This window comes from Mycobacterium sherrisii, from assembly GCF_002102355.1.
In the GTDB taxonomy this organism is placed as follows: domain Bacteria; phylum Actinomycetota; class Actinomycetes; order Mycobacteriales; family Mycobacteriaceae; genus Mycobacterium; species Mycobacterium sherrisii.
Window position 1 is genome coordinate 1 of record NZ_LQPT01000101.1, and the last position, 22,178, is coordinate 22,178.

Annotated in this window: 25 protein-coding genes and 3 pseudogenes; 8 read left to right on the forward strand and 20 right to left on the reverse strand. The window is 67.4% G+C overall.

Translation table 11 applies throughout. The annotated features are described in order from the left end of the window. Nucleotides 1-450, forward strand: a 450-nt coding sequence (locus tag AWC25_RS20740; protein WP_142278637.1) for an integrase core domain-containing protein, incomplete at its 5' end; no start/stop codon positions are given. On the opposite strand, the gene AWC25_RS20745 is transcribed toward AWC25_RS20740, so the two are convergent. Then, nucleotides 447-1,826 carry a glycine--tRNA ligase gene (locus AWC25_RS20745; protein ID WP_069398891.1) on the reverse strand — a complete coding sequence of 460 codons (1,380 nt, stop codon included), beginning with the start codon at nt 1,824-1,826 and terminating at the stop codon, nt 447-449. The genes AWC25_RS20740 and AWC25_RS20745 overlap by 4 nt on opposite strands. A 187-nt stretch (nt 1,827-2,013) precedes the next feature. Between AWC25_RS20745 and AWC25_RS20750 the strand changes: the two genes are divergently transcribed. Both AWC25_RS20750 and AWC25_RS20755 read left to right on the forward strand, forming a co-directional pair. Beyond that, nucleotides 2,014-2,418, forward strand: a complete 405-nt coding sequence (locus tag AWC25_RS20750; RefSeq protein ID WP_069398892.1) for an ArsR/SmtB family transcription factor — start codon at nt 2,014-2,016, stop codon at nt 2,416-2,418. Next, entirely contained in the window at nt 2,415-2,807 is a 393-nt protein-coding gene (locus AWC25_RS20755) for a Fur family transcriptional regulator (protein ID WP_085167459.1), read from the forward strand. Before AWC25_RS20750 ends, AWC25_RS20755 begins: the two co-directional genes overlap by 4 nt. A 103-nt stretch (nt 2,808-2,910) precedes the next feature. On the opposite strand, the gene AWC25_RS20760 is transcribed toward AWC25_RS20755, so the two are convergent. The 3 genes from AWC25_RS20760 to recO are packed head-to-tail and all read right to left on the reverse strand — an operon-like array spanning nt 2,911 to nt 5,022. Next, a complete protein-coding gene (locus AWC25_RS20760) occupies nt 2,911-3,339 on the reverse strand; it encodes a hypothetical protein (protein WP_069398894.1) in 429 nt (142 codons plus the stop codon). Next, a complete protein-coding gene (locus tag AWC25_RS20765; RefSeq protein WP_142278971.1) occupies nt 3,339-4,232 on the reverse strand; it encodes a decaprenyl diphosphate synthase in 894 nt (297 codons plus the stop codon). The genes AWC25_RS20760 and AWC25_RS20765 overlap by 1 nt, the downstream gene beginning before the upstream one ends. After that, a complete protein-coding gene (recO, locus tag AWC25_RS20770) occupies nt 4,225-5,022 on the reverse strand; it encodes a DNA repair protein RecO (protein WP_085167461.1) in 798 nt (265 codons plus the stop codon). Before recO ends, AWC25_RS20765 begins: the two co-directional genes overlap by 8 nt. A 62-nt stretch (nt 5,023-5,084) precedes the next feature. Between recO and AWC25_RS20775 the strand changes: the two genes are divergently transcribed. Beyond that, the gene (locus AWC25_RS20775; RefSeq protein ID WP_085167463.1) at nt 5,085-6,572 is read left to right on the forward strand and encodes an amidase; all 1,488 of its coding nucleotides are present in this window, start codon (nt 5,085-5,087) and stop codon (nt 6,570-6,572) included. 21 nt (nt 6,573-6,593) lie between these two features. Here the strand turns inward: AWC25_RS20775 and AWC25_RS20780 are convergent, their stop codons facing one another. Beyond that, entirely contained in the window at nt 6,594-7,379 is a 786-nt protein-coding gene (locus AWC25_RS20780) for an SDR family NAD(P)-dependent oxidoreductase (protein ID WP_069398898.1), read from the reverse strand. Nucleotides 7,380-7,540: 161 nt separating this feature from the next. Between AWC25_RS20780 and AWC25_RS20785 the strand changes: the two genes are divergently transcribed. Next, nucleotides 7,541-8,437: a manganese catalase family protein gene (locus AWC25_RS20785; RefSeq protein ID WP_069399027.1), complete on the forward strand. Its 897-nt coding sequence runs from the start codon at nt 7,541-7,543 to the stop codon at nt 8,435-8,437. A 52-nt stretch (nt 8,438-8,489) separates the two neighbouring features. Here the strand turns inward: AWC25_RS20785 and AWC25_RS20790 are convergent, their stop codons facing one another. The 12 genes and pseudogenes from AWC25_RS20790 to hrcA all read right to left on the reverse strand — a co-directional run bounded on the left by AWC25_RS20790 (nt 8,490) and on the right by hrcA (nt 18,648). After that, entirely contained in the window at nt 8,490-9,068 is a 579-nt protein-coding gene (locus tag AWC25_RS20790; protein WP_069398899.1) for a hemerythrin domain-containing protein, read from the reverse strand. 131 nt (nt 9,069-9,199) lie between these two features. Continuing rightward, entirely contained in the window at nt 9,200-10,099 is a 900-nt protein-coding gene (era, locus tag AWC25_RS20795) for a GTPase Era (protein WP_069398900.1), read from the reverse strand. Next, entirely contained in the window at nt 10,096-10,416 is a 321-nt protein-coding gene (locus AWC25_RS20800) for a cytidine deaminase (protein ID WP_085167466.1), read from the reverse strand. The genes era and AWC25_RS20800 overlap by 4 nt, the downstream gene beginning before the upstream one ends. Continuing rightward, nucleotides 10,409-11,713, reverse strand: a complete 1,305-nt coding sequence (locus AWC25_RS20805) for a hemolysin family protein (protein WP_069398902.1) — start codon at nt 11,711-11,713, stop codon at nt 10,409-10,411. Before AWC25_RS20805 ends, AWC25_RS20800 begins: the two co-directional genes overlap by 8 nt. Beyond that, complete coding sequence (locus AWC25_RS20810; RefSeq protein WP_069398903.1) at nt 11,710-12,969, reverse strand: hypothetical protein; 1,260 nt, start codon at nt 12,967-12,969, stop codon at nt 11,710-11,712. The genes AWC25_RS20805 and AWC25_RS20810 overlap by 4 nt, the downstream gene beginning before the upstream one ends. A gap of 8 nt (nt 12,970-12,977) precedes the next feature. Continuing rightward, nucleotides 12,978-13,511, reverse strand: coding sequence for an rRNA maturation RNase YbeY (gene ybeY / locus AWC25_RS20815; protein WP_085167468.1), 534 nt, complete (start codon nt 13,509-13,511; stop codon nt 12,978-12,980). 18 nt (nt 13,512-13,529) lie between these two features. After that, nucleotides 13,530-13,868, reverse strand: a pseudogene (locus AWC25_RS27535) (PhoH family protein); the annotation flags it as partial. Between the two features lie 294 nt (nt 13,869-14,162). Next, nucleotides 14,163-14,804, reverse strand: a pseudogene (locus AWC25_RS27770) (LAGLIDADG family homing endonuclease); the annotation flags it as partial. Then, nucleotides 14,793-15,521, reverse strand: a pseudogene (locus AWC25_RS27545) (PhoH family protein); the annotation flags it as partial. The pseudogenes AWC25_RS27770 and AWC25_RS27545, both read right to left, overlap by 12 nt. 56 nt (nt 15,522-15,577) lie before the next feature. Then, complete coding sequence (locus AWC25_RS20825) at nt 15,578-16,384, reverse strand: 16S rRNA (uracil(1498)-N(3))-methyltransferase (protein WP_069399028.1); 807 nt, start codon at nt 16,382-16,384, stop codon at nt 15,578-15,580. Between the two features lie 22 nt (nt 16,385-16,406). After that, nucleotides 16,407-17,549 carry a molecular chaperone DnaJ gene (gene dnaJ / locus AWC25_RS20830; protein WP_069398905.1) on the reverse strand — a complete coding sequence of 381 codons (1,143 nt, stop codon included), beginning with the start codon at nt 17,547-17,549 and terminating at the stop codon, nt 16,407-16,409. Between the two features lie 67 nt (nt 17,550-17,616). Next, entirely contained in the window at nt 17,617-18,648 is a 1,032-nt protein-coding gene (hrcA, locus tag AWC25_RS20835) for a heat-inducible transcriptional repressor HrcA (RefSeq protein ID WP_069398906.1), read from the reverse strand. Nucleotides 18,649-18,797: 149 nt separating this feature from the next. Here hrcA and AWC25_RS20840 point away from each other — a divergent pair, with 149 nt between their 5' ends. The 3 genes from AWC25_RS20840 to AWC25_RS20850 all read left to right on the forward strand — a co-directional run bounded on the left by AWC25_RS20840 (nt 18,798) and on the right by AWC25_RS20850 (nt 20,700). After that, nucleotides 18,798-19,139, forward strand: a complete 342-nt coding sequence (locus AWC25_RS20840) for a type II toxin-antitoxin system VapB family antitoxin (protein ID WP_069398907.1) — start codon at nt 18,798-18,800, stop codon at nt 19,137-19,139. An 89-nt stretch (nt 19,140-19,228) separates the two neighbouring features. Continuing rightward, on the forward strand, nt 19,229-19,825 hold the full coding sequence (locus tag AWC25_RS20845; protein ID WP_069398908.1) for a carboxymuconolactone decarboxylase family protein: 597 nt from the start codon (nt 19,229-19,231) through the stop codon (nt 19,823-19,825). Then, nucleotides 19,822-20,700, forward strand: a complete 879-nt coding sequence (locus AWC25_RS20850; RefSeq protein WP_085167472.1) for a sigma-70 family RNA polymerase sigma factor — start codon at nt 19,822-19,824, stop codon at nt 20,698-20,700. Before AWC25_RS20845 ends, AWC25_RS20850 begins: the two co-directional genes overlap by 4 nt. Here AWC25_RS20850 and AWC25_RS20855 read toward each other — a convergent pair. From AWC25_RS20855 to AWC25_RS20865, 3 genes are all read right to left on the reverse strand, one after another. Beyond that, nucleotides 20,697-21,221, reverse strand: coding sequence for an MTB12 family secreted protein (locus AWC25_RS20855; protein ID WP_085167474.1), 525 nt, complete (start codon nt 21,219-21,221; stop codon nt 20,697-20,699). The two genes, AWC25_RS20850 and AWC25_RS20855, sit on opposite strands and share 4 nt — an antisense overlap. 47 nt (nt 21,222-21,268) lie before the next feature. After that, nucleotides 21,269-21,790 carry an MTB12 family secreted protein gene (locus tag AWC25_RS20860; protein WP_069398911.1) on the reverse strand — a complete coding sequence of 174 codons (522 nt, stop codon included), beginning with the start codon at nt 21,788-21,790 and terminating at the stop codon, nt 21,269-21,271. Nucleotides 21,791-21,939: 149 nt separating this feature from the next. Then, nucleotides 21,940-22,167 (reverse strand): MbtH family protein, encoded by a 228-nt coding sequence (locus tag AWC25_RS20865; RefSeq protein WP_069398912.1) that lies wholly within the window; start codon nt 22,165-22,167, stop codon nt 21,940-21,942. Nucleotides 22,168-22,178 lie beyond the last annotated feature (11 nt).

Genomic DNA, 22,178 nt, shown 5'->3' on the forward strand with positions numbered 1-22,178 from the left:
GTGTACCTGCATTCGGCCGTCGACGGGTTCTCCCGACTGTCCTACACCGAAGCCCTTGACAACGAAAAAGCCGTCACCGCAATCGGATTCATGCACCGCGCCCAGGTATGGTTCGCCGTCCATGGCATCGACCGCATCCAGCGGATCGTCACCGACAACGGCGCCTGCTACCGGGCCAAAGACTTCGCCCACGTGCTCCACGGCGCACGCCACCAATTCATCACGCCCTACACCCCGCGCCACAACGGCAAAGTCGAGCGCTACAACCGCATCCTGGCCGAAGAGTTCCTCTACGCCAGGACATGGACCTCAGAAACCCAACGCGCCGAAGCACTCAAAGTCTGGAACATCCACTTCAACTACCATCGACCACACTCTGCCGCCGCAGGCCAGCCACCAGCATCACGACTCGCCACCGGCGTCACCAATGTCATGGCCTCATACAACTAGCAGCCCTTGAGCCGAACCGCCAGATAGTCGGCGACGGCGTCCATCGACACCCGCTCCTGGGTCATGGCATCGCGGTCTCGCACCGTGGCGGCGTTGTCCTGCAGGGAGTCGAAGTCGACGGTCACGCAGAACGGCGTTCCCACCTCGTCCTGGCGCCGATACCGGCGCCCGATCGCGCCGGCATCGTCGAACTCGATGTTCCAGGACTTCCGCAATTCGGCGGCCAGGTCGCGGGCCTTGGGGCTCAGATCGGCGTGCCGGGACAACGGCAACACCGCGGCCTTGACCGGGGCCAGCCGCGGATCCAGGCGCAGCACCGTGCGCTTGTCGACACCGCCCTTGGCGTTCGGCGCTTCGTCCTCGGCGTAGGCGTCGATCAAAAAAGCCATGAACGATCGGGTCAGGCCGGCCGCGGGTTCGATGACGTATGGCGTGTAGCGGGTGTCGCTGGCCTGGTCGTAGAACGACAGATCCGCGCCGGAATGCTTTGCATGCGTTGATAAGTCGAAGTCGGTCCGGTTGGCGACGCCCTCCAGCTCGCCCCAGGGGTTGCCCTGGAAGCCGAACTTGTACTCGATGTCGACGGTGCGGTCGGAGTAGTGCGACAGCTTGTCTTTCGGGTGCTCGTACAGGCGCAGGTTCGCCGGGTCGATGCCGAGGTCGACGTACCACTGCTGGCGGGTGTCGATCCAGTACTGGTGCCACTCCTTGGCGGTCGACGGCTCGACGAAGAACTCCATCTCCATCTGCTCGAATTCGCGGGTCCGGAAGATGAAGTTGCCGGGCGTGATCTCGTTGCGGAAGCTCTTGCCGATCTGGCCGATGCCGAACGGCGGCTTTTTTCGCGAGGTGGTCACCACGTTGGCGAAGTTGACGAAGATGCCCTGGGCGGTCTCGGGGCGCAGGTAATGCAGGCCCTCCTCGGTCTCGATGGGGCCGAGGTAGGTCTTGAGCATCATGTTGAATTCGCGCGGCTCGGTCCACCGGCCGGGTTCGCCCGTATCCGGGTCGCGGATGTCGGCGAGCCCGTTGGGGGGCGGATGCCCGTGTTTGGCCTCGTAGGCCTCGATCAGGTGGTCGGCCCGGTAGCGCTTGTGCGTGATCAGCGACTCGACCAGCGGGTCATGGAACACCTCTACGTGGCCCGATGCCACCCAGACCTGGCGCGGCAGGATGATCGCCGAGTCGAGTCCGACGACGTCGTCGCGGCCGGTGACCACCGCCCGCCACCACTGCCGTTTGATGTTCTCCTTGAGCTCCACGCCCAGCGGGCCGTAGTCCCACGCCGAGCGGGTGCCCCCGTAGATCTCTCCGGACGGGAAGACGAATCCACGCCGTTTGGCCAGGTTGACGACGGTGTCGATGACGGACGCCACGCGTGGTCCACTCCCCTTCCGGATGACTGCGACGGATGGGCGGCAACCCCGCCGCCCGTGAGACCTCAGCAATCGTATCGACCGGGCCGCGGTCTTTGACATGCGTCACCATGCATGTGACAGTGGATGTCGGCCCTTATAGTGGGCATTCCAACGTTCCGGCACTTCTCGAGGTGATGGCTTCCCCATGGCGATGTCCTCCTCCACGCCGACGGCCGCCCCCGGCCCGGCTCCCGATCTGGGTTCGCACCGGCCCGGCGGGGCGGGTGAGCATTCGCCGTTCGCCGAGTACCCGGTACCGCCGCCGCGGGAGATCCTCGACGCCGCCGGCGAGCTGCTGCGCGCCCTGGCCGCGCCCGTCCGGATCGCCATCGTGTTGCAGCTGCGCGAGTCGCAGCGCTGTGTGCACGAGCTGGTCGACGCGCTGGGCGTGCCCCAGCCGCTGGTCAGCCAGCACCTGAAGATCCTCAAGGCGGCGGGTGTGGTCGCCGGCGAACGCTCCGGGCGCGAGGTGCTGTATCGGCTCGCCGACCATCATCTGGCGCACATCGTCGTCGATGCGGTGGCCCACGCCAGCGAGGACCATCCGTGACGCAGCCCAGCGTCCGCTCCACCCGTCAGCGGGCGGCGATCTCCACGCTGCTGGAAACCCTCGACGATTTCCGGTCGGCCCAGGAGCTGCACGACGAGCTGCGCCGCCGCGGCGAGAACATCGGGCTCACCACCGTCTACCGGACATTGCAAGCGATGGCGTCGTCGGGCGCCGTGGACACGCTACGCACCGACACCGGCGAATCGGTGTACCGGCGCTGTTCGGACCACCATCACCATCACCTGGTGTGCCGCCACTGCGGATCGGCCATCGAAGTGGGCGACCGCGAGGTCGAAAAGTGGGCCGCGCAGGTGGCCGTCAAGCACGGCTACTCCGACGTCAGCCACACCATCGAAATCTTCGGCACCTGCCCGAACTGCGGCTGCTGACAGCTCGGGCCTACAGCGTCGGCCGTCGGCCGAGCGTGAAGTTAGCTTCACGGTCGCGGTCCAACGTGAAGCTAACTTCACGCTCGGCGATGGATGGGGCGGGTCAGGCCTGCAGCGTCCGCCGCATCTCGGCACCCGTGTCGAGGACCAGCAGGATCAACGTGCGCAGGGCGTCGTCGGCCAGCGCCGCGCCCGGGAAATTGTAGCGCAGCATCACGTCGGCGGTCTTGGCCGCACCCTTGCCCGAATTGCGTTGGGCGGCTTGGTCGCTGACCTTCTCGACCAGGGTGACGTTGCCGAAATTGCTGTCGTGTGCCTGCTTGGCGACCCGCTCGCTGAGCCTTTTGGTCAGGGGCAGATCCCACACCACCACCTGGGTCAGCGACACCAGATCCAATCCCTCGGCGATGTTCACCACCTGCAACGACGCCAAGGTGCCGTCGTGGTGCACCGTCAGCCCGCCGTCGGGTTCCTCCTCGACGTGCAGTACGTCGCGCAGAATCTCACCCAGGCGTTGCTGCAGGGATGGCATCAGGCGCTCCCGAACCGTCGATTGCGGTCCGCATATTCCTCGCACGCCGCCCACAAGTCGCGCCGGTCGTAGTCGGGCCACAGCTTGTCTTGAAAGATGTACTCGGCGTAAGCGGCTTGCCACAACATGAAATTGCTGGACCGCTGCTCCCCCGAGGTCCGCAAAAACAAGTCCACATCCGGAATGTCGGGGCGATGCAGGTGCTGAGCCACCGTCGACTCGGTAACCCGCTCCGGGTTCAACCGCCCCGCCGCGGCGAGGCGCGCGATTGCCCTTGCGGATTCCGCGATTTCGGCGCGGCCGCCGTAGTTGACGCAGTAATTCACGGTGATGACGTCGTTGTCCTTGGTCATCTCCTCGGCGATCGCCAATTCGTTGATCACGCTGCGCCACAACCGCGGCCGAGAACCCACCCACCGGATCTTCACCCCGATCGCGTTGAGATTCACTCGGCGCATCCGCACCACGTCGCGGTTGAAACCCATCAGGAACCGGACCTCGTCGGGGGAACGCTTCCAGTTCTCGGTGGAAAAGGCGTACAGGCTGAGCCACTTGATGCCGATTTCGATTGCGCCGCAAACGATATCGATGACCACGGCCTCGCCCGCCCGGTGGCCGTCGGTACGGGTGAGGCCCTGCTGGGTGGCCCAACGGCCGTTGCCGTCCATCACGATGGCCACATGGTTGGGCAATCGATCGGCCGGAATTCGAGGCGGGGCCGCCTTCGAAGTGTGCTGCGGTGGCCGCCTGGGGCCGCCGTCGGGTGACGGCGGCAGCTCGGGGAACACCACCGGCCAGCTCGACCTGTCGGGAAACGTCGGATAGTCGTCGGGCGCGGGAGGTAGTTGCGGGAAGTCGCTGGACTTCGGGGTGCGCTCGTGGTTCCTAGCCACAGGCCTCATCCTGCCCGATCAGCGCAGCGCGCCGATCGGCAATGGTGCGGTCGACCCGATAACTGCGCTCCACCAGCGGCAGCGTCTTGAGCTGACGTTCCAGATGCCATTGCAGGTGGGCGGCCACCAACCCGCTGACGTGACTGCGGTGCGACTGCGGCGTCGCCTCGGCGGCCTCCCAGTCGCCGTCGTGCAGCGCGGACATCAGTTCCAGCACGCCCAGCGGCGGGGTCGTCGAGCCCGCCGGGCGGCAGTGCGGGCAGACGCTGCCGCCGGCGGCGATGTGAAACGCCCGATGCGGGCCGGGTGTGGCGCAGCGGGCGCATTCGGTCAGCGCGGGCGCCCAGCCGGCGATGCCCATGGCGCGCAATAGGTAGGCGTCCAGGAGCAGGTCGCGGGGTCGGCGTCCGTCGGCCACCGCCCGCAGCGCACTCACCGTGAGCCGGTGCAGCGCCGGGGCCGGCGCCTGCTCCTCACCGGCGAGGCGTTCGGCGGTTTCCAGCATCGCGCATCCGCAGGTGTACCGGCCGTAGTCGCTGACGATGTCGGTGGCGAACGCGTCGATCGCCACGACCTGGGTGACGATGTCGAGATTGCGGCCCGGATGCAGCTGCACATCGATGTGCGCGAACGGCTCCAGCCGCGCGCCGAATTTGCTGCGGGTGCGACGCACGCCCTTGGCCACCGCACGGACCAGACCATGGTCGCGGGTCAGCAGGGTCACGATCCGGTCGGCCTCGCCGAGCTTGTGCTGGCGCAGCACTACCGCTCGGTCTCGATACAGCCGCATCTCAATAGTTTTGCACCCCGCCGCGACATCGCGGGTACCCGCGCCGGATAGTCTCGTACCCCGTGATTGGCGCTCCTGGACCCGCTGCCGGGTCCCCGTCCGGGTCCGCTCACGGATCCCGCGGCAGGCGCCTGCCCACCCTCACCGACCTGCTCTACCAGCTGGCCAGCCGGTCGGTGACGTCGGACACCCTGGTGCGGCGTTCGCTGCACGCGATCGAGGTCAGCCAGTCCACGCTCAACGCGTTTCGGGTGGTCCTCACCGAGTCGGCGCTGGCCGACGCGGCCGAGGCCGACCGGCGCCGGGCCGCCGGGGACACGGCGCCGTTGCTGGGTGTGCCGATCGCGGTCAAGGACGACGTCGACATTGTCGGGGTGCCGACCGCGTTCGGCACCGACGGCTACGTCCCGCCGGCCACCCAGGACGCCGAGGTGGTTCGCCGGCTCAAAGCCGCCGGGGCGGTGATCGTCGGCAAAACGAATACCTGCGAACTCGGTCAGTGGCCGTTCACCAGCGGCCCGGGGTTCGGGCACACCCGCAACCCCTGGTCGCGGCGGCACACCCCCGGCGGGTCGTCCGGCGGCAGCGCGGCCGCGGTGGCCGCCGGGCTGGTCACCGCGGCGATCGGCTCCGACGGGGCCGGCAGCATCCGCATCCCTGCGGCATGGACACACCTGGTCGGCATCAAGCCGCAGCGCGGCCGCATCTCCACCTGGCCGCTGCCGGAATCGTTCAACGGCATCACCGTCAACGGGGTGCTGGCCCGGACGGTGGCCGACGCGGCGCTGGTGCTCGACGCGGCGTCCGGCAACGTCGAGGGCGACCGCCATCGTCCGCCGCCGATCAAGGCGTCCGACTATGTGAGTATCGCGCCCGGGCCGCTCAACATCGCCCTGTCGACCCGCTTCCCGTACACCTTCTTTCGGGCCAGACTGCACCCGGAAATCCTGGCCGCGACCCGCGCTGTCGGCAATCAGTTGCAGCTGCTCGGGCACACCGTCGTCAGCGGCAACCCGGACTACGGCGTGCGACTGGCGTGGGACTTTCTTGCCAGATCGACTGCGGGACTGAGGGAATGGGAGGAGCGTCTGGGCGACGGCGTGGTGCTGGACCCCCGCACCCTGTCCAATTTGCGGCTGGGCCACGTGCTCGGGCAGGCGGTGCTGCGCAACGCCCGGCGACACGAGCCGGCACTGCAGCGTCGGGTGGGATCGATCTTCGACATCGTCGACGTGGTGGTGGCACCGACCACCGCGCAGCCACCACCGCTGGCGCGGTCGTTCGACCGGCTCAGCGGCCTGGGCACCGACCGCGTCATGATCAAGGCCTGCCCGGTGACCTGGCCGTGGAACGTTCTGGGCTGGCCCTCGATCAATGTCCCGGCCGGGTTCACCACCGACGGCCTGCCGATCGGCGTGCAGCTGATGGGACCGGCGAACAGCGAACCCATGCTGATCTCGCTGGCCGCCGAGTTGGAGGCCGTCTGCGGCTGGGCGAGCAAACAGCCCCAGGTTTGGTGGGAGCCGGAGCTCGGCTCGCCGCGCAGCTGATAAGGCGCCGAGCGATGCCGTCTAGCGATGGATCGGGATCGAAATAACCCGATTCAGAACGGCTTTCACGCTGTCCGGCAGGACACGGGTCGCGACTCCCAGCACCTGGGACAGCACCGTACCGCCCTGCACCTTCGCGTCGCCGCGCAGCATCGCGTCGAAGCCCTGACGGGCCACCAGGGCCGGGTCGTCCTTGGGCATCTTGCCTGCCACCGAGTCGTCCATCCCGGCACGATGGAAGAAGTTGGTGTCGGTGACGCCCGGCATCAGCGCGGTGACGGTGATCGGGGTGTCACGCAGTTCGTCGTGCAGGGCCTGCGCGAACGACTGGATGAACGACTTGGAGGCGTTGTAGACCGGTTGATACGAGCCGGGCATCATCGCCGCGACCGATGAGGTGAGCAGCAATTTGCCCCGGCTGCGGTTCGCCATGTCGCGCAGCACCAGCTTGGCCAGATGCACGGTGGACCGGACGTTGAGGTCGATGATGCTCAGGTCGTCCTCGAGCTCACTTTTGAGAAACATCTCGCCTCGCCCGATGCCCGCGTTGAGCGCGGCGGCGGCCAACTCACGACCTCCGTCGGTCGCGCTTCGATAGAGGTGCTCGACCCCGCCGGCGGTACGCAGATCGACCTGCACCGCCTGCACGACCGAATCCCATTCGGACAGCCTGCCGGGAACGTCGTGGATGCCGTCATCGTCGGCCGCCACGATCACGTCGTAGCCGTTCTGGGCGAATTGCTTCGCCAGTTCGAAGCCGATCCCGCTGGACGCACCGGTGACCAGGGCCAGTTTTGCTTGCGCCATTTCCGGTGGCTACCCGTCGTCGGCGCACGCAAACCCCGTCGCCGATGGCCGACGCGCCCGCGATCGGCAACCGAGCAACTGGCTGGCGCACCGTTTGGTCCCGCATCCGCCGGGTACACCGCTGGACGCCCCAACATGCCTACAGCCCCAGGGAGGCGCCAATGTTCATGCACAACAAAGATCTTCAGTTCGAGGTGCGGGTGACCGAGCCCGACCCCCAGTTCGCGACGCTCCTGATGGAACAGTTTGGCGGCGCAAACGGCGAACTGACTGCCGCGATGCAGTACTTCACCCAGGCCTTCGTGCTGCGCCAGAAGAATCCCAAGATGTACGACCTGTTCATGGACATCGCGACCGAAGAGCTCAGCCACCTCGAGATGGTCGGCTCGATGATCACGATGTTGCTCGATGGGCTCAACGACGACCTGCACATCGCCAACCAGCGATGTGACTGGATGCCGTTGGTTTCCAAGGGGGATGGCCGCGACCAGCTGATGCACTCGGTGTCGGTCAACCCGCTGCTTCTGGTCCTCAGCGGCGGCGGGCCGGACGTCAAGGATTCCGGTGGCAACAACTGGACCGGCGCGTTCATCGACGCCAACGGTGACCCGACCGTCGACTTGCGCAGCAACATCGCCGCGGAGTCGCGGGCGAAAATCGTGTACGAGTACCTCAAGCAGTTCACCGACGACCCGGGCGTGCAGGACACCCTGACGTTCTTGATGACGCGTGAGGTCGCGCACTACCAGCAGTTCACCGCGGCGCTCAACGAGCTCCCGGTGAACTTCCCACCGGGACAGCTGCCGGGCGACGATCGCTTCCAGAACAAGGCGTTCAACATGTCCAACGGCGGCGGGGAATCGATCCGCGGACCGTGGAACAAGGGCCAGGGCCCCTGGCCGGAGGGCGTCGAATGGGACTACGTCGAAAAGCCCGAGCAGCAGTGGCTGGGAACCGACGCACGTAAGAACGAGGGAGCCGTACGAGTTCCGGATGGCTCACCGGAAGTACAGGGCGAAAAGCCGTTCACGCACGAACAGCACACCCCGACAAGCTAGTTCGAAAAGAAAAGGCCGGGCGTCGAAGACGACGCCCGGCCTTTTCGATCGTTCAGTGTGCTTGCGGGTCGGGTGGGTTGTCCTCGTCGCGGCCGGTGAACGCGTCGCGGACGTGATCGACCACCGCTGCGGCCATTCCCATCGTCTTGAGCACCGCGGGGTTCGGCGGGGTGTCCGGATGCGGCCTGGTGGGCGCGATCTTCTTGGCCATCTCCAGTTTCTCGCCGATCTTTTCCAGCTCTTCCGCGCTGATCGCGGCTTCCACCTGTGGCCACACCACGTCCTGCTCATAGGCGATGTGCTCCCGGCCGAGCTTGATGAACTCCTGCAGCGCATCGTGGTAGTCCGGCTCGCCGGGTTTGCCGTCTTCCAGACGCTGCAGCACCTGCTTGCCCTGCTGTTCCTGCTCGATCGCCTTGTCGGGGAGCGCATCGCCGAGCGCTTCGCGTACGGCGGGCCAGAAGTACTGCTCCTCGATCGCTTCGTGCTGCGACTCGGCGATGATGAGGTTGTTCACCGTGGTTTCCAGGCCGCTGGCGTGGGCGCCAGAGCCCGACGGTGCGCCGTCGAGTGACTCGAACAAACCGAGCACGCTCTTGTGGTCTTGACGGAGAAAAGTTATTGCATCCATGCGTTGCCTTTCCGACTGGGCTGTATCGGTGGGGTCAGTGGTACCCGGGCAACAGGCACTAAAACGGGAACCACCGGGGCGAAAGCCGCCCGCGACGCGAAATTCGGTGCCCAGACGTCGCGGCCGGGCCCTTAGAAACCCAGCCGCCCAAGCTGTTTGGGGTCGCTTTGCCAGTTCTTGGCGACCTTGACCCGCAGGTCGAGATAAACCTTGGTGCCCAGCAGCTTCTCGATCTGGCCGCGCGCCGCGGTCCCCACTTCACGCAACCGGGCCCCACCCTTGCCGATGATGATGCCCTTCTGGCTGTCCCGCTCGACGTAGAGCAGCGCGTAGACGTCGATCAGGTCGTCGCGCCCCTCGCGCGCGTTGACCTCGTCGATCACCACCGCCAACGAGTGCGGCAGCTCGTCGCGCACCCCTTCCAGGGCGGCCTCCCGGATGAGCTCGGCCATCAACACCTCTTCGGGCTCGTCGGTCAGCTCCCCGTCGGGGTAATACGCGGGGCCGGGCGGCAGCGCCGCGGCCAGCACGTCGATCAGTAGGTCGACCTGGGTGTTGGCGAGCGCGGACACCGGAACGATTTCGGCGGGGCCCACGAGTTCACTGACCGCGACCAGCTGTGCGGCCACCCGATCCTTGGGCACCTTGTCGATCTTGGTGACGATCGCCACCAAGGTCGTCTTCGGCGCGACCGAGCGGATCTGGTCGACGATCCAGCGGTCGCCCGGACCGATAGCCTCGTCGGCAGGGATGCACAACCCGATGACGTCGACCTCGGCGTAGGTATCCCGGACCAGATCGTTGAGCCGCTTGCCCAGCAGGGTGCGCGGCCGGTGCAGTCCCGGGGTGTCGACCAGGATGATCTGAAAGTTCTCCCGGTGCACGATGCCGCGGATGGTGTGACGGGTGGTCTGCGGCCGCTTGGAGGTGATCGCCACTTTGCTGCCGACCAGCGCATTGGTCAGCGTGGACTTACCGGTGTTGGGGCGACCGACCAAACATACGAAACCGGAACGGAATTCGTCGTTCACAGCGGGTTACCGGTGCCGTCGGTGAGGATGATCGTCGCGGTGGGTCCGAGCTCGCGGACCGCGGCGATGCCTGGATCGTCGGCCGACCCGGCCACCAGGACGGCGGCCCGCAGGCCGGTGACACCGCTGGAGACGGCGGCGGCCACCGCAGCCTGCAGCCCGGTGAGCCGCAGCGCCGACAGGTTCACCGGCGCACCCGCATAGGTGCGGCCGTCGACGTCGCGTACCGCGGCGCCGCTGCCGGCCTCGGCACGCGCCATCGCGCCGCGGGCCGGCACGACCAGCTTCGCGTCTTCGGGGTCCAGCGGGTCAGCCATGGTGGGTGTCCTCGAGTTCGTGGTCGTCGGATTCGGCCGGGCTCAGCAATACGGTGCCGATCCGGACCCGGCCGCGGTGGTCGGGGCCGCCCTCGGCGCGCAGTCGCAGCCCATGCGAGACAACCTCGGCGCCGGGCAGGGGCACCCGGCCCAATTCCAGTGCCAGCAGACCGCCCACCGTGTCGACGTCGAGATCGTCGTCGAACTCCACCCCGTACAGTTCGCCGACGTCTTCGATCGGTAACCGCGCCGACACCCGAAAGTTCTTGTCGCCCAGATCTTCTATCGGGGCGGTCTCTTCATCGTCGTACTCGTCGGCGATCTCCCCGACGATCTCCTCGAGCACGTCCTCGATGCTGACCAGGCCGGCGATCGCGCCGTACTCGTCGACCAGCAGGGCCATGTGGTTGCGGTCGCGCTGCATTTCCCGCAGCAGCGCGTCCAGCGGTTTGGAGTCCGGCACGAACACCGCAGGGCGCATCACCTCGGACACCTTGGCGTCGCGGCCACCGTCTGGGGACAAAAACGTCTGCTGGACAAGGTCTTTCAAATACACCACCCCGACGATGTCGTCGACGTTCTCGCCGATCACCGGAATGCGGGAATGCCCGCTGCGCACGGCCAGGGTGGTGGCCTGGCTGGCGGATTTGTCGCTTTCGATCCAGATCATCTCGGTGCGGGGCACCATCACCTCGCGGGCCGGGGTGTCACCGAGCTCGAACACCGACTCGATCATCCGGCGTTCGTCGGCGGCCACCACGCCGCGTTGCTGTGCCAGGTCGACAACTTCGCGCAGTTCGATCTCGGAGGCGAAGGGCCCGTTACGCAGGCCGCGGCCCGGGGTCAGCGCGTTACCCACCAGCACCAGCAGTCGGCTGATCGGCATCAGAAGCCAGGAGAGTACTTGCAGCGGAAGGGCTGTCGTGAGCGAAATGGAATACGCGTGCTGGCGGCCCAGGGTGCGTGGGCCCACACCGATGACGACGAAACTGGTCAGCACCATGATGGTCGCGGCACCGAACACCGCCCACTCCATGCCGAAGTTGTCGTATAGGAACACCACCAGCAGCACGGTGGCGGTGACCTCGCAGATGATGCGCAGCAGCACCACCAGGTTGATGTAGCGGGGCCGGTCGGCCATCACCTTCGACAAGGCCCGGGCTCCCGGCCGCTCGTCGCGCACCAGCTCGGCGACCCGCGCCACCGACACCGTGCTGATCGCGGCGTCGATCGCCGCAAAAACCCCGCCCAGACCGATCAACGCGATCGCGCCGAGCAGCTGAGACATGCCGGTCAATTCTTGGAATGCCTTGAGTCGGTTACGGAGTCAGAGGTGTCGTCGGCGTTGTCTTTCCGACGATTGAGCAACGAGGAGACCGCGACGACCGCGATGCCCAACAGTCCGAAGCCGAGCGCGGATGGCCACCAGGGCTGGCTGGGTGCGGGCGGGGCGGCCTGGTTGGGTTCCCCGGGAGCGGCCAGCGCGAACAAGAAGCTGCCGTTGTCGGTGGGCCCGAAACCGGGCAGCGATTGGCTCTTGGCCACCTTGATCTGGGTGCTGCTGCTGGGGTCGTTGACCTGCCCCCACGCCAGCGTGGAGTCGTCGAGAAGGAAGGTGTCCTGACTGCCGGGAGGCTGGCTGTCGTCGTGACCCACCACCGCCACCTGCCCGATCTGCACGGTTTGGACGACGGCGGGAATCTCGGCCGACACGTTTTGGTACAGCGTCGGCGGCGCCGGTGCGGCGTACCCCGGCGGCGGCGGGCCCTGCCAATTGTCCGGCGGGACAAAGGCTCCGCCGTAGAAGCTGCCCGCCGCCAAATAGCTCTCGCTGACCGCGGTGAACGGGACCAGGCCCACGGTGCCGGCGTCGAGCACGATGCGGCCGCCGGCCGGCAGGTACGCCTCGCGGGAGGCGCCCGCGTAGGAGTAGCGGAACGTCATCGCCTGACCGAGCGGGTTGTACAGCGTCGGCCGGTGATATTGGTCGTAGTCGACGAACTCCCAGTGGCGGGGCCGGACCAGCGCCTTGTTGTCGGCCTTGATCAGCTCAATGTTGTCGCTGTGAGCGTTGATGACGTTCTGCACCTGCTGATTGAAGTCCGTCGGCGTCGGTGGCCGCGGCGGGTCGGCGGGGTTGAGTCGCGCCTCGGGTGCGGCCTTGGCGGCCGCGATGGCCTGCGCCGGTGCCTCCAGCTTCTTCGGCGGGGTCACCACCGAGATGTTGCGCGGCGTGCCCGGACGCGACGGGTTGATCTTCGGGGTCTGCACCGGGGTCGGCGCCGGCCGCGTGGAGCTCGGCGGCGGAACCGGCGGGGGTTCCGGAATCTGGATCGGCACGGTGCTCGACGGGGCCGGGGCCGGCCGCGGCGCCGGGGCGTAGCACACGTTGGCGGTGTGATAGGCCTGCACGTAGAACAGGCAATGCTGGCACGACACTGGGTTGGATCCCGCACCGGCGCACGGAGATGCCTGTGCCACACCGGAACTGACGATCGCGGACAACGGCGCCAACGTTATGGCTGCCGCAACCGCGACCTTGACTGCTTTCATTAAAGAGCTCAATTGTCGAAATACCTTGACTTGTCCAGCAACCGGCGGTCTCTTTCACCCTGCCGGTCGTAGTGGTATGCCTCGACCTGTTCGGCGACCCACTCTTCGAGAAGTCGCTCCTGCAGAGCGAACATCTCCTTCTCTTCGTCGGGCTCGGCGTGGTCGTAGCCGAGCAGATGCAGCACGCCGTGCACCGTCAGTAGCGCCAGCTCGTGTCCGAGACTGTGACCCGCGGCGGCGGCCTGTTCGGCGGCGAATTCCGGGCACAGCACGATGTCCCCCAGCATCGACGGCCCCGGCTCGGGAGCGTCCGGACGGCCACTGGGCTCGAGCTCGTCCATCGGAAAACTCATCACGTCGGTGGGGCCGGGTAGGTCCATCCAACGCATGTGCAGGTCGGCCATCGCGGCGGTGTCCAACAGCACCATCGACAACTCGGCGCCCGGATTGACGTCCATTTTGGCGATGACGAAGCGCGCGACGCTCACCAATTCCGTCTCGGATACGTCGAAGCCCGATTCGTTGGACACTTCGATGGTCATTTGCTGCTCACCGCATCATCATCGGCGATTTCGGGTTCCGGATGCACGGCGGGCCGCCCGGTTCATGCCCGCGCCCGGCTCCTCGTGGCGCGCGTAGGCGTCGACGATCTCGGATACCAGCCGGTGGCGAACCACATCTGCGCTGGTCAATTCGGCGACGTGGATGTCTTCGATGTGCTCGAGAATGTCGACCGCCGCGCGCAGACCCGACTTGGCCCCACCCGGCAGGTCGATCTGGGTGATGTCGCCGGTGACGACGATCTTCGACCCGAAGCCCAGCCGGGTGAGGAACATCTTCATTTGCTCGGGCGTGGTGTTCTGCGCCTCGTCGAGCACGATGAACGCGTCGTTCAGGGTGTTGTGGGTGAGCAGGAAATCTTCGGTCACGTACAGCGAATCCGCGGCCGCCACCTGGATGCACACCGCTTCTTCGGTGCCCGCGGCCTCGATGCGCTCGATAAACCGCTTGGGGTGTCCCCCACCCGTCGCGAGGTATGTGGCGGCCTTGCGCGCCGACCGGAAGGGGACCAAACCCTCCGGCAAACGGATGTCCAAGGTGTGCGCGTCGTACCGATGCCGAACCGCACCCGCCCGCGCCGCACGGCCGGCAGCGGGCCTGCCATCGCAGCAGACGACACCGCCCAACGACCGAACCAGGAACATCACGTCGTCGCGCAGGCGTTCGGAGAGCGTCGTGAACTGGATACGGCACGACCGGTCCTGCTGCCGGACCGGACTGCCGTCGGAGTCGAGCAACCCCTGCAACAGCGCCAACCGCACCTCGGGCGCATTGAACAGGTAATCGCGAGGAACGAACGTGGTGGCCGAGCGCGAGCCCGCCGCCGTGACCGGATTCGCCGCCGCGAACGACGGCGTCGAGCACGTCGGACAACCGGCACCCAACTGCAGTCCGAGCACGTACGGGTCCAGTGGAATGGGCCGCGGCTCGAAGCTCACCGGGGCACTCAACAGCGGCAGCTCGTAGCGGTAGGAGTGCGCGGCACGAAGGTTGCCGATCATCTGCTTCGTCTGCAACACCCGTGCCGGCTTGCCGAGCCGCCGGTCGGAGTGGGTGTACACCGACCACAGATGATCGCCGGAGGCTAGGGTCGACGAACCGTCCTGCGTCCAGACCCGGTAGATCTCTTTGAACCCCTGCGGGTACACGCCGATGACTTCCGTCGGCAGGCCATCGCAACCGATGACGCTATCCCCGACCTTGAGATCACCGATAGGGCGAAACCCGTTGGGAGTCAACACTTTAGTGAATAGTGGTTGCGCCCTGCCGCGCATGTATGCCAGCGGCGCGACCTCGATCACCCCGGCCGACATCAGCTTCGGTACCAGCTCGGGGTCCATCATGTCGTAGAGCGCGTCGTACAGCGGCCGCAGATACGGGTCGATCTTCTCGTTCAGGGTGCCGGGCAGGAAGCCCAACCGCTCGCCGGCCTCCACGGCCGGACGGGTCAGGATGATGCGGGTGACCTGTTTGGACTGCAGCGCGTTGACCGCCTTGGCCATCGCCAGATACGTCTTGCCGGTGCCGGCGGGGCCGATCCCGAACACGATGGTGTGCGCGTCGATGGCGTCGACGTATCGCTTCTGGTTGAGCGTCTTGGGCCGAATCGTCTTGCCGCGGCGCGACAAGATGTCCAGCGTGAGCACCTCGGCCGGTGACTCGTTGCCGGTGCCGACCAGCATCGCGACGCTGTGGCGCACCACCTCGGGCGTCAGCGGCTGGCCGTTCGCCACGATCGCGACGAGCTCGGTGAGCACCCGCTCGGCCAGGGCGACGTCGGCGGACTGACCCGAGAGCGTGACGGCGTTGCCGCGGACATGCAGGTCAGCGTTGAGGGTGCGTTCGAGGGCGCGCAAATTTTCGTCTGCCGAACCCAGCAAGCCCACGACCACATCGGGCGGAATGTCGATGCTGCTGCGAACCTGAGCTTTGAGATCGGGCCCCTGCAGGTCCCCAGCTGCGTCGGCAGCGTTGGTCTCGCGTGGCGTCACGTGGTTTCCGGTGCCTGCCTATCTCGGCTCATCAAGGGTGATTCGGATGTCTCAGTCTACGCCGAGGGCTCCGTCTGGTCAGCCGCGCGCGGCGCGGCGGGCTCGACCTCGGCGGTTTGCTCCCATCGCGGTGTGAGCACGCCCAGGGCCCCCAGCGCCACGGCGGCCGCGGTGGACGTCCGCAATACCTGCGGGCCCAGTCGCACCGCCACGGCGCCCGCATCGATCAGCGCGGCCAGCTCCTCCGGGGCGATACCGCCCTCGGGACCGACCACCAGCATCAGCGAGTTCGCTTGCGCCAGGGCGGCGGCCGCGAGCCGCTCGGGCGCCGACTCGTGCAACACCAATGCCGTCGCGCCGGCGACCACGGCGTCGCGGATCCGCGGGATCAGCCGCGGCGTGCTCAGCACGCCGTCGACGGTCGGCAGGTAGGCCCGCCGCGATTGGCGCGCCGCCGAGCGCGCCACGGCGCGCCACCGACGCAGCCCCTTCTCGACCCGGGCACCCTGCCAGGTGGCCACGCATCGAGTCGCCTGCCAGGCCAGAAACGCGTCGGCGCCGGCCTCGGTGGCAAGTTCGATCGCCAGCTCGGAGCGGTCGGACTTCGGCAGCGCTTGCACCACCGTGACCGCGGGCCGGGCCGGGTCCGCGGCCCAACGGTCAAGCACCCGGGCGTGCAAGCCGTCGCGCCCGGATTGTTCGACCACGCAGCGGGCCAACCCGCCCGCGCCGTTGCCGAGCACCAACTGCTCGCCGGGCCGGATCCGGCGCACCGTCGCGGCGTGAAAGCCTTCGTCGCCGTCGACCACCGCGAGTTCACCGATGTCGGGCAGGGCCTCGACGTAGAACAGCGTCGCCACCATCTGCACGGCCGCCGCGACCGGGCTAGCGCCCGCTGAAGGTTTCGCGCAGCCGGCTGAACAGCCCGCCGCCGGTGTGGGAGGAACGGACCTCGGGCACGTCGCGGTTGCGCCGGCTCTTCAGCTCGCGCAGCAATTCGATGTCGTGGTTGTCCAGCCGGGTGGGGACCACCACCTCGACGTGGACATTGAGATTGCCCCGGGTGGACGACCGCAGTTGCGGCATGCCCTGGCCGCGCAGCGTGATGATCGAACCCGGTTGTGTCCCAGGCGGAATGGTGATTTCGCTGGGTCCGTCCAGGATGTCGTCGATCGTGATGGTGGTGCCCAGCGCGGCGTCGATCATCGGCACCGACACCGTGCAGTGCAGGTCGTCACCGTCGCGGACGAATATGTCATGGGCCTGTTCGTGCACCTCGACATACAGGTCACCGGCCGGACCGCCGCCCGGGCCGACCTCGCCCTGTGCGGCGAGCCGCACCCGCATCCCGTCGCCGACACCGGCCGGGATCTTGACGCTGATCCCGCGCCGGGCGCGCACCCGCCCGTCGCCCATGCACTGATGGCAGGGATCGGGGATGACCACGCCGACGCCGCGGCAGGTGGGGCACGGCCGCGACGTGACCATCTGCCCCAGCAGCGAGCGCTGCACCGTTTGCACCTCGCCCCGGCCGCCGCAGGTGTCGCACGGGACCGGCGCCGAATCGCCGTTGGTGCCTTTGCCCTGGCAGCGGTCGCACAGCACTGCCGTGTCGACGGTGACCTGCTTGGTCACTCCGGTCGCGCACTCCTCGAGGTCCAGACGCATCCGCAGCAACGAGTCCGACCCGGGCCGGACCCGGCCGATCGGGCCGCGCGAGGTCGCGCCCCCGGTGAAACTGCCGCCGAAGAACGCCTCGAACACGTCGCCCAGGCCACCGAATCCGCCGAAGCCGCCGCCGGCCGCGCCGTTTTCCAGCGGATCCCCGCCCAAATCGACGATCCGGCGTTTCTCGGGATCGCTCAGCACCTCGTAGGCGACGCTGACCTCCTTGAACCGCGCCTGCGCGGCCTCGTCGGGGTTGATGTCGGGGTGCAGTTCACGCGCCAGCTTCCGATAGGCGCGCTTGATCTCCGCATCGCTGGCGTTCTTATTCACGCCGAGCAGCCCATAATAGTCGCGTGCCACGCCTGACCTTTCTGGACCCCGTTAGGGCCGCGTTACCACGTACGTCCGCAATCCTGCCGGTGCGCGTTCATCGAGCACCCAGGACTTCGCCAATATAAAGAGCAACCGCGGCCACGCTGGCGATAGTTCCCGGATAGTCCATCCGGGTGGGGCCCAACACCCCCATACCGCCGTACACGGTGTCCATGGTGCCGTACGCGGTGGTCACCATCGACGTTCCCGCCATTTGTTCGGCCTCGGTCTCGTGACCGATGCGAACGGTTACCTTCCCGGCCTCCTGCTGGGCCGCCAGTAACCGCAGCACCACGACCTGCTCCTCCAGCGCTTCCAGGATCGAGCGCAGCGAACCCCCGAAGTCCGCCGCGTTGCGGGTCAGGTTGGCGGTGCCGCCCATCACCAGGCGCTCTTCGGTGTGCTCGACCAGGGACTCCAGCAACACCGTCGCCGAACGGCCGACCGCGTCCCCGAGCCCGCCGGTGCCGCCGAGCTGGGCGGCCAGCTCGGACACCGCCACCGAGGCCGCGGAAAGCTTCTTGCCTTCCAGCGCCTGGCCCAGGATCTCCCGCAGCTGAGAGAGTTGGTGCTCGTCGATGACGTCGCCGAGCTCGACGATGCGCTGATCCACCCGCCCCGAGGAGGTGATGACGACCATCAGCAGTCGCGCCGGCGTCAGCGCGATCACTTCGAGGTGTCGCACCGTCGATGTGGACAGGGTCGGGTACTGCACGACGGCCACCTGACGGGTCAGCTGTGCCAGCAGCCGCACCGCCCGTCGCAGCACGTCGTCGAGGTCGACGCCGGATTCCAGGAAGGACTGGATCGCCCGCCGCTCGGCCGTCGAGAGCGGCTTGACGTCGTCGATGCGGTCGACGAATTCGCGGTACCCCTTCTCGGTGGGCACCCGGCCGGAGCTGGTGTGGGGCTGCGTGATGTACCCCTCGGCCTCCAACACCGCCATGTCATTGCGGATGGTGGCGCTGGACACGCCGAGATTGTGCCGCTCCACGAGCGACTTCGACCCGATCGGCTCCTGGGTGGCGACGAAGTCGGCGACGATCGCGCGCAGCACCTCGAAGCGACGCTCGTCAGCGCTGCCCATCGACCACCTCCTTGATCCAGTACATTTTACGGTCTGATGAGACGTTGACCCTCATCAGCAAGTGTCCGGCGCGTGATCGACGACTTTGCCGCTAGCCTTTGCGGCAGACATCCGTCGGGTTTCGACGACGCATCGGGGAAAATTGGCAAATGATCTTCAAGGGCGTACGAGAAGGTAAGCCCTATCCGGACCACGGGCTGTCCTACCGCGACTGGTCCCGGATCCCGCCGCAACAGATCCGGCTCGACGAGTTGGTCACCACGACCACGGTGCTGGCCCTGGACCGGCTGCTCTCGGAGGACTCCACGTTCTACGGCGATCTCTTTCCGCACGCGGTGCGGTGGCGCGGCGTGGTCTATCTCGAGGACGGTTTGCACCGCGCCGTGCGGGCGGCGCTGCGAAACCGCACCGTGCTGCACGCCCGGGTGTACGACATGGACATACCGTTGAGCCAGCAGACCCAGGGCTCCGGCTCGAGTTTGGGGCGGTAACCGGTCACGTTTGCGGGTCGCCGGGTGTCGACGTAGTAGGGGCCACAGACTCAGCTGGGCCCGTACCGTGACTATTCGGAAGGATCGCCATGTCCCGTCTGCAGGGGGTCGATGACCGCGACGCCGGCCTCGGCGCGAAGATCGCGTTCTTCTTCACCAAGCGCAAACTCGCGCAGATGACCGGCCTGGAAACGGCCGGGATGCTCGAGCCGCTGCGCATGTATGCCCACATTCCCAGGTTGCTGAGCGCCTACGGCAAGCTCGAGCAGGCCGAGGCCAAGCTCGACATCCTCAGCCCACGCCACCGCGCGCTGGCGGAGTTGAAGGCGGCCACGACCGTGGGTTGTGAATACTGCATCGACCTCGGCTCGCAGATCGCCCGCCGCTGGGGTCTCACCGACGAGGAACTGCTGGCGTTGTCGAATTACCGTGCGGCCGCATGTTTTTCCGACGTCGACAAGCTGATCCTCGAGTACGCCACCGCCATGAGCCGTACCCCGGTCGAGGTGACCGACGAGCTGTTCGACGCGCTGCGCGCCCATTTCGACACCGCGCAGCTCGTCGGGCTCACTCATGTCATCAACCTCGGCAACATGCGCGCCCGGTTCAATATCGCGTTGGGCATCAAGTCGGCCGGCTTCTCCGGCGGTCGGGTGTGTGCAATGCCGGACACCGCTCGCCCATGACCGCCGGGCGGTCGCTGACGGAACGGTTCGAGGCGGCCCGCCCGCAGCTGAGCGCCGTCGCGTACCGCATGCTCGGCTCGGTCGACGACGCCCAGGACGCAGTGCAGGAAGCCTGGTTGCGGCTGGACCGCAGCGGGGCGGACGACATCGCCAACCTCGACGCCTGGCTGACCACCGTGGTGGCCCGCATCTGCTTGAACGTGCTGCGCGACCGCCGCGGCCGGCACCGCGAGGAGCCGATGGCGCAGTTGCCGGATCCGATCGTCGACGCGGACGACTCGTCCTACCCCGAGCACCGCGCGATGCTGGCCGAGGCGGTCGGCCTGGCGCTGTTCGTCGTGTTGGACACCTTGCCACCGGCCGAGCGCCTGGCGTTCGTGCTGCATGACGTCTTCGGTGTGCCGTTCGACCACATCGCGACGATCGTGGAGCGCACACCGGAGGCGACCCGCAAGCTGGCCAGTCGCGCCCGGCGACGCATCGAGGACGCCCACCCGGTTCCCGACGCGGACGTGCCGGCGCAACGCGAGGCCGTCGACGCATTCTTCGCCGCGGGGCGTTCCGGCGACTTCGACCGGCTGTTGTCGGTGCTGCATCCCGACGTGCTGCTACGCGGCGACTTTGGTTCCGGCGCAGCGCTTTTCCGTGCCCAGGGCGCGCAGTCGGTGGCGCAGCTGGCCCGCGGCTACGCGGGCCAGGAGCGGGAAATCCGCGCCGCGACCGTCAACGGAGCCGCCGGCGCGGTCATCCTCGTCGCCCGCCGCCCGGTGGCGATCATGGCGTTCCTGGTGCGCGACGGCCGGGTGGCGGCCATCGACGTGCTGGCCGATCCGGCGCGCATCGCGCGGCTGGATCTCAGCGCGGTGTGCGGTTAGTTCGTGGCGGCGGCCGCCTGCACCAGGGCGAGCGCGGAGTCGTGCTGCAGGATCCAATTGCCGCCCTCGTTGACGAACGCGAGGTTCTTGGTCACCGGTCCGGCGAGCTTCGGACCTGCGATCGCCACGTCGGCGGTGGCCGCGTTAGGGCCGGCCGGCTGGATGTTGGTGACGGTGAACGTTTCCGGGAAGTTCCCGTTTCGGTAGGCCTTACGCAAGTCGTGGTCGGCCACGTGCCCCTCATCCGGACTGATGCCGCCCTGGACCAGATTGGTCTTGGTCGTGTACGACACACCGGCATCGGTGACCTGGTTGCACAGGTTCACCAATTGGTCCGGCGTCGGCAGGTTTTGGCCGGGCGCCGGGGGCGGCGGGTCTTGCGGCAGCGCCGGTCCGTACGGCGCGCCCATCCCGGTCAGCTGCACGGCCGGCTGCGGCGCCGACGGCGCGACCGGGGTTAGGCCGACGGCCGCGCCGCCGAGAACGGCCAGCGCCGCCACGCTCATCGCCACGGATTTCATGGTTTTCCCTTCTCGGCCCTGTCGGAGGCCAACCCGCCCGATGGTCATCAGTGTCCGGCCGCCTGTAGCAGCTGCATCGCCGAGGCGCGCGACAACATCCAGCTGCCCTGGTTGACGAAGGTGACGTTCTGCGACACCGGGTTCGGCAGCTTAGGGCCGGACACGGCGACGACGGCCGTCGCCGTCCCGCCGGGGCCCGGCTGGATGTTGGTGATGTCGAATGTCAACGGCAGGTCGCCGTTCTTGGCGGCCTTCTTCAACTCGTGGTCGGCCAGGTGAGCCTCGGTGCCGCTGATGCCACCTTCGACCAGGTTGCCCTTGTTGGTGAACGACACGTTCGGGTCGGCAAGGCTGTTCAGCAGTCCGACCAGCTGATCGGCGGTCGGCACGCCGACGACCGGAGCGGGCAGCGGCGGCGGATCCTGCGGGGCCGGTCCATACGGCGCGCCGACCGAGGCCAGCTGCACGTCGGCCGTCGGTGCAGCGGCGAGCGACGTGACGCCCAGCGCGGCGGCGCCGAGAGCGCCGACTGCGGCCACCCCCGTGGCGAGAGCTTTGACGGATTTCACGATGTCCCCCTTCGAAGTGCACCGACATGACGGTGTGTCACACGGATACAGATGGTGCGATTGCGCACCCTGTGACACAGGTTACGCGAGGTTCGCCCGACTAGTCTGTGCGCAACCTGTGTAGCAGCCCAGAATTTCGGGTTTGCCGGCTAGTCGGCCGGGCGGCGTGCCGCGACGGAATCACGCAGGCTTTTCGGCCGGATGTCGGTCCAGTTCTGTTCGACGTAATCCAGGCACGCCGCGCGGTCCGCTTCGCCGAACACCACCCGCCAGCCCGCCGGCACGTCGGCGAAGGTGGGCCACAGGCTGTGTTGTTCGTCGGCGTTGACCAGCACGAAGAAGGTGCCGCTGTCGTCATCGAACGGGTTGGTGCTCATTGCTCGTCTCC

Bases quoted from the DNA above. Each gene is read 5' to 3' on its own strand.
- AWC25_RS20750 (WP_069398892.1), top strand. From the start codon at position 2,014: ATGGCGATGTCCTCCTCCACGCCGACGGCCGCCCCCGGCCCGGCTCCC.
- AWC25_RS20800 (WP_085167466.1), bottom strand. From the start codon at position 10,416: ATGGCTGACCCGCTGGACCCCGAAGACGCGAAGCTGGTCGTGCCGGCC.
- AWC25_RS20790 (WP_069398899.1), bottom strand. From the start codon at position 9,068: ATGGATGCAATAACTTTTCTCCGTCAAGACCACAAGAGCGTGCTCGGT.
- AWC25_RS20785 (WP_069399027.1), top strand. From the start codon at position 7,541: ATGTTCATGCACAACAAAGATCTTCAGTTCGAGGTGCGGGTGACCGAG.
- AWC25_RS20845 (WP_069398908.1), top strand. From the start codon at position 19,229: ATGTCCCGTCTGCAGGGGGTCGATGACCGCGACGCCGGCCTCGGCGCG.
- AWC25_RS20825 (WP_069399028.1), bottom strand. From the start codon at position 16,384: ATGGTGGCGACGCTGTTCTACGTCGAGGCCCTGCCCGACATCGGTGAA.
- ybeY (WP_085167468.1), bottom strand. From the start codon at position 13,511: ATGACCATCGAAGTGTCCAACGAATCGGGCTTCGACGTATCCGAGACG.
- AWC25_RS20855 (WP_085167474.1), bottom strand. From the start codon at position 21,221: ATGAAATCCGTGGCGATGAGCGTGGCGGCGCTGGCCGTTCTCGGCGGC.
- hrcA (WP_069398906.1), bottom strand. From the start codon at position 18,648: ATGGGCAGCGCTGACGAGCGTCGCTTCGAGGTGCTGCGCGCGATCGTC.
- AWC25_RS20780 (WP_069398898.1), bottom strand. From the start codon at position 7,379: ATGGCGCAAGCAAAACTGGCCCTGGTCACCGGTGCGTCCAGCGGGATC.
- AWC25_RS20810 (WP_069398903.1), bottom strand. From the start codon at position 12,969: ATGAAAGCAGTCAAGGTCGCGGTTGCGGCAGCCATAACGTTGGCGCCG.
- recO (WP_085167461.1), bottom strand. From the start codon at position 5,022: ATGCGGCTGTATCGAGACCGAGCGGTAGTGCTGCGCCAGCACAAGCTC.
- AWC25_RS20840 (WP_069398907.1), top strand. From the start codon at position 18,798: ATGATCTTCAAGGGCGTACGAGAAGGTAAGCCCTATCCGGACCACGGG.
- AWC25_RS20760 (WP_069398894.1), bottom strand. From the start codon at position 3,339: ATGCCATCCCTGCAGCAACGCCTGGGTGAGATTCTGCGCGACGTACTG.
- AWC25_RS20865 (WP_069398912.1), bottom strand. From the start codon at position 22,167: ATGAGCACCAACCCGTTCGATGACGACAGCGGCACCTTCTTCGTGCTG.
- AWC25_RS20850 (WP_085167472.1), top strand. From the start codon at position 19,822: ATGACCGCCGGGCGGTCGCTGACGGAACGGTTCGAGGCGGCCCGCCCG.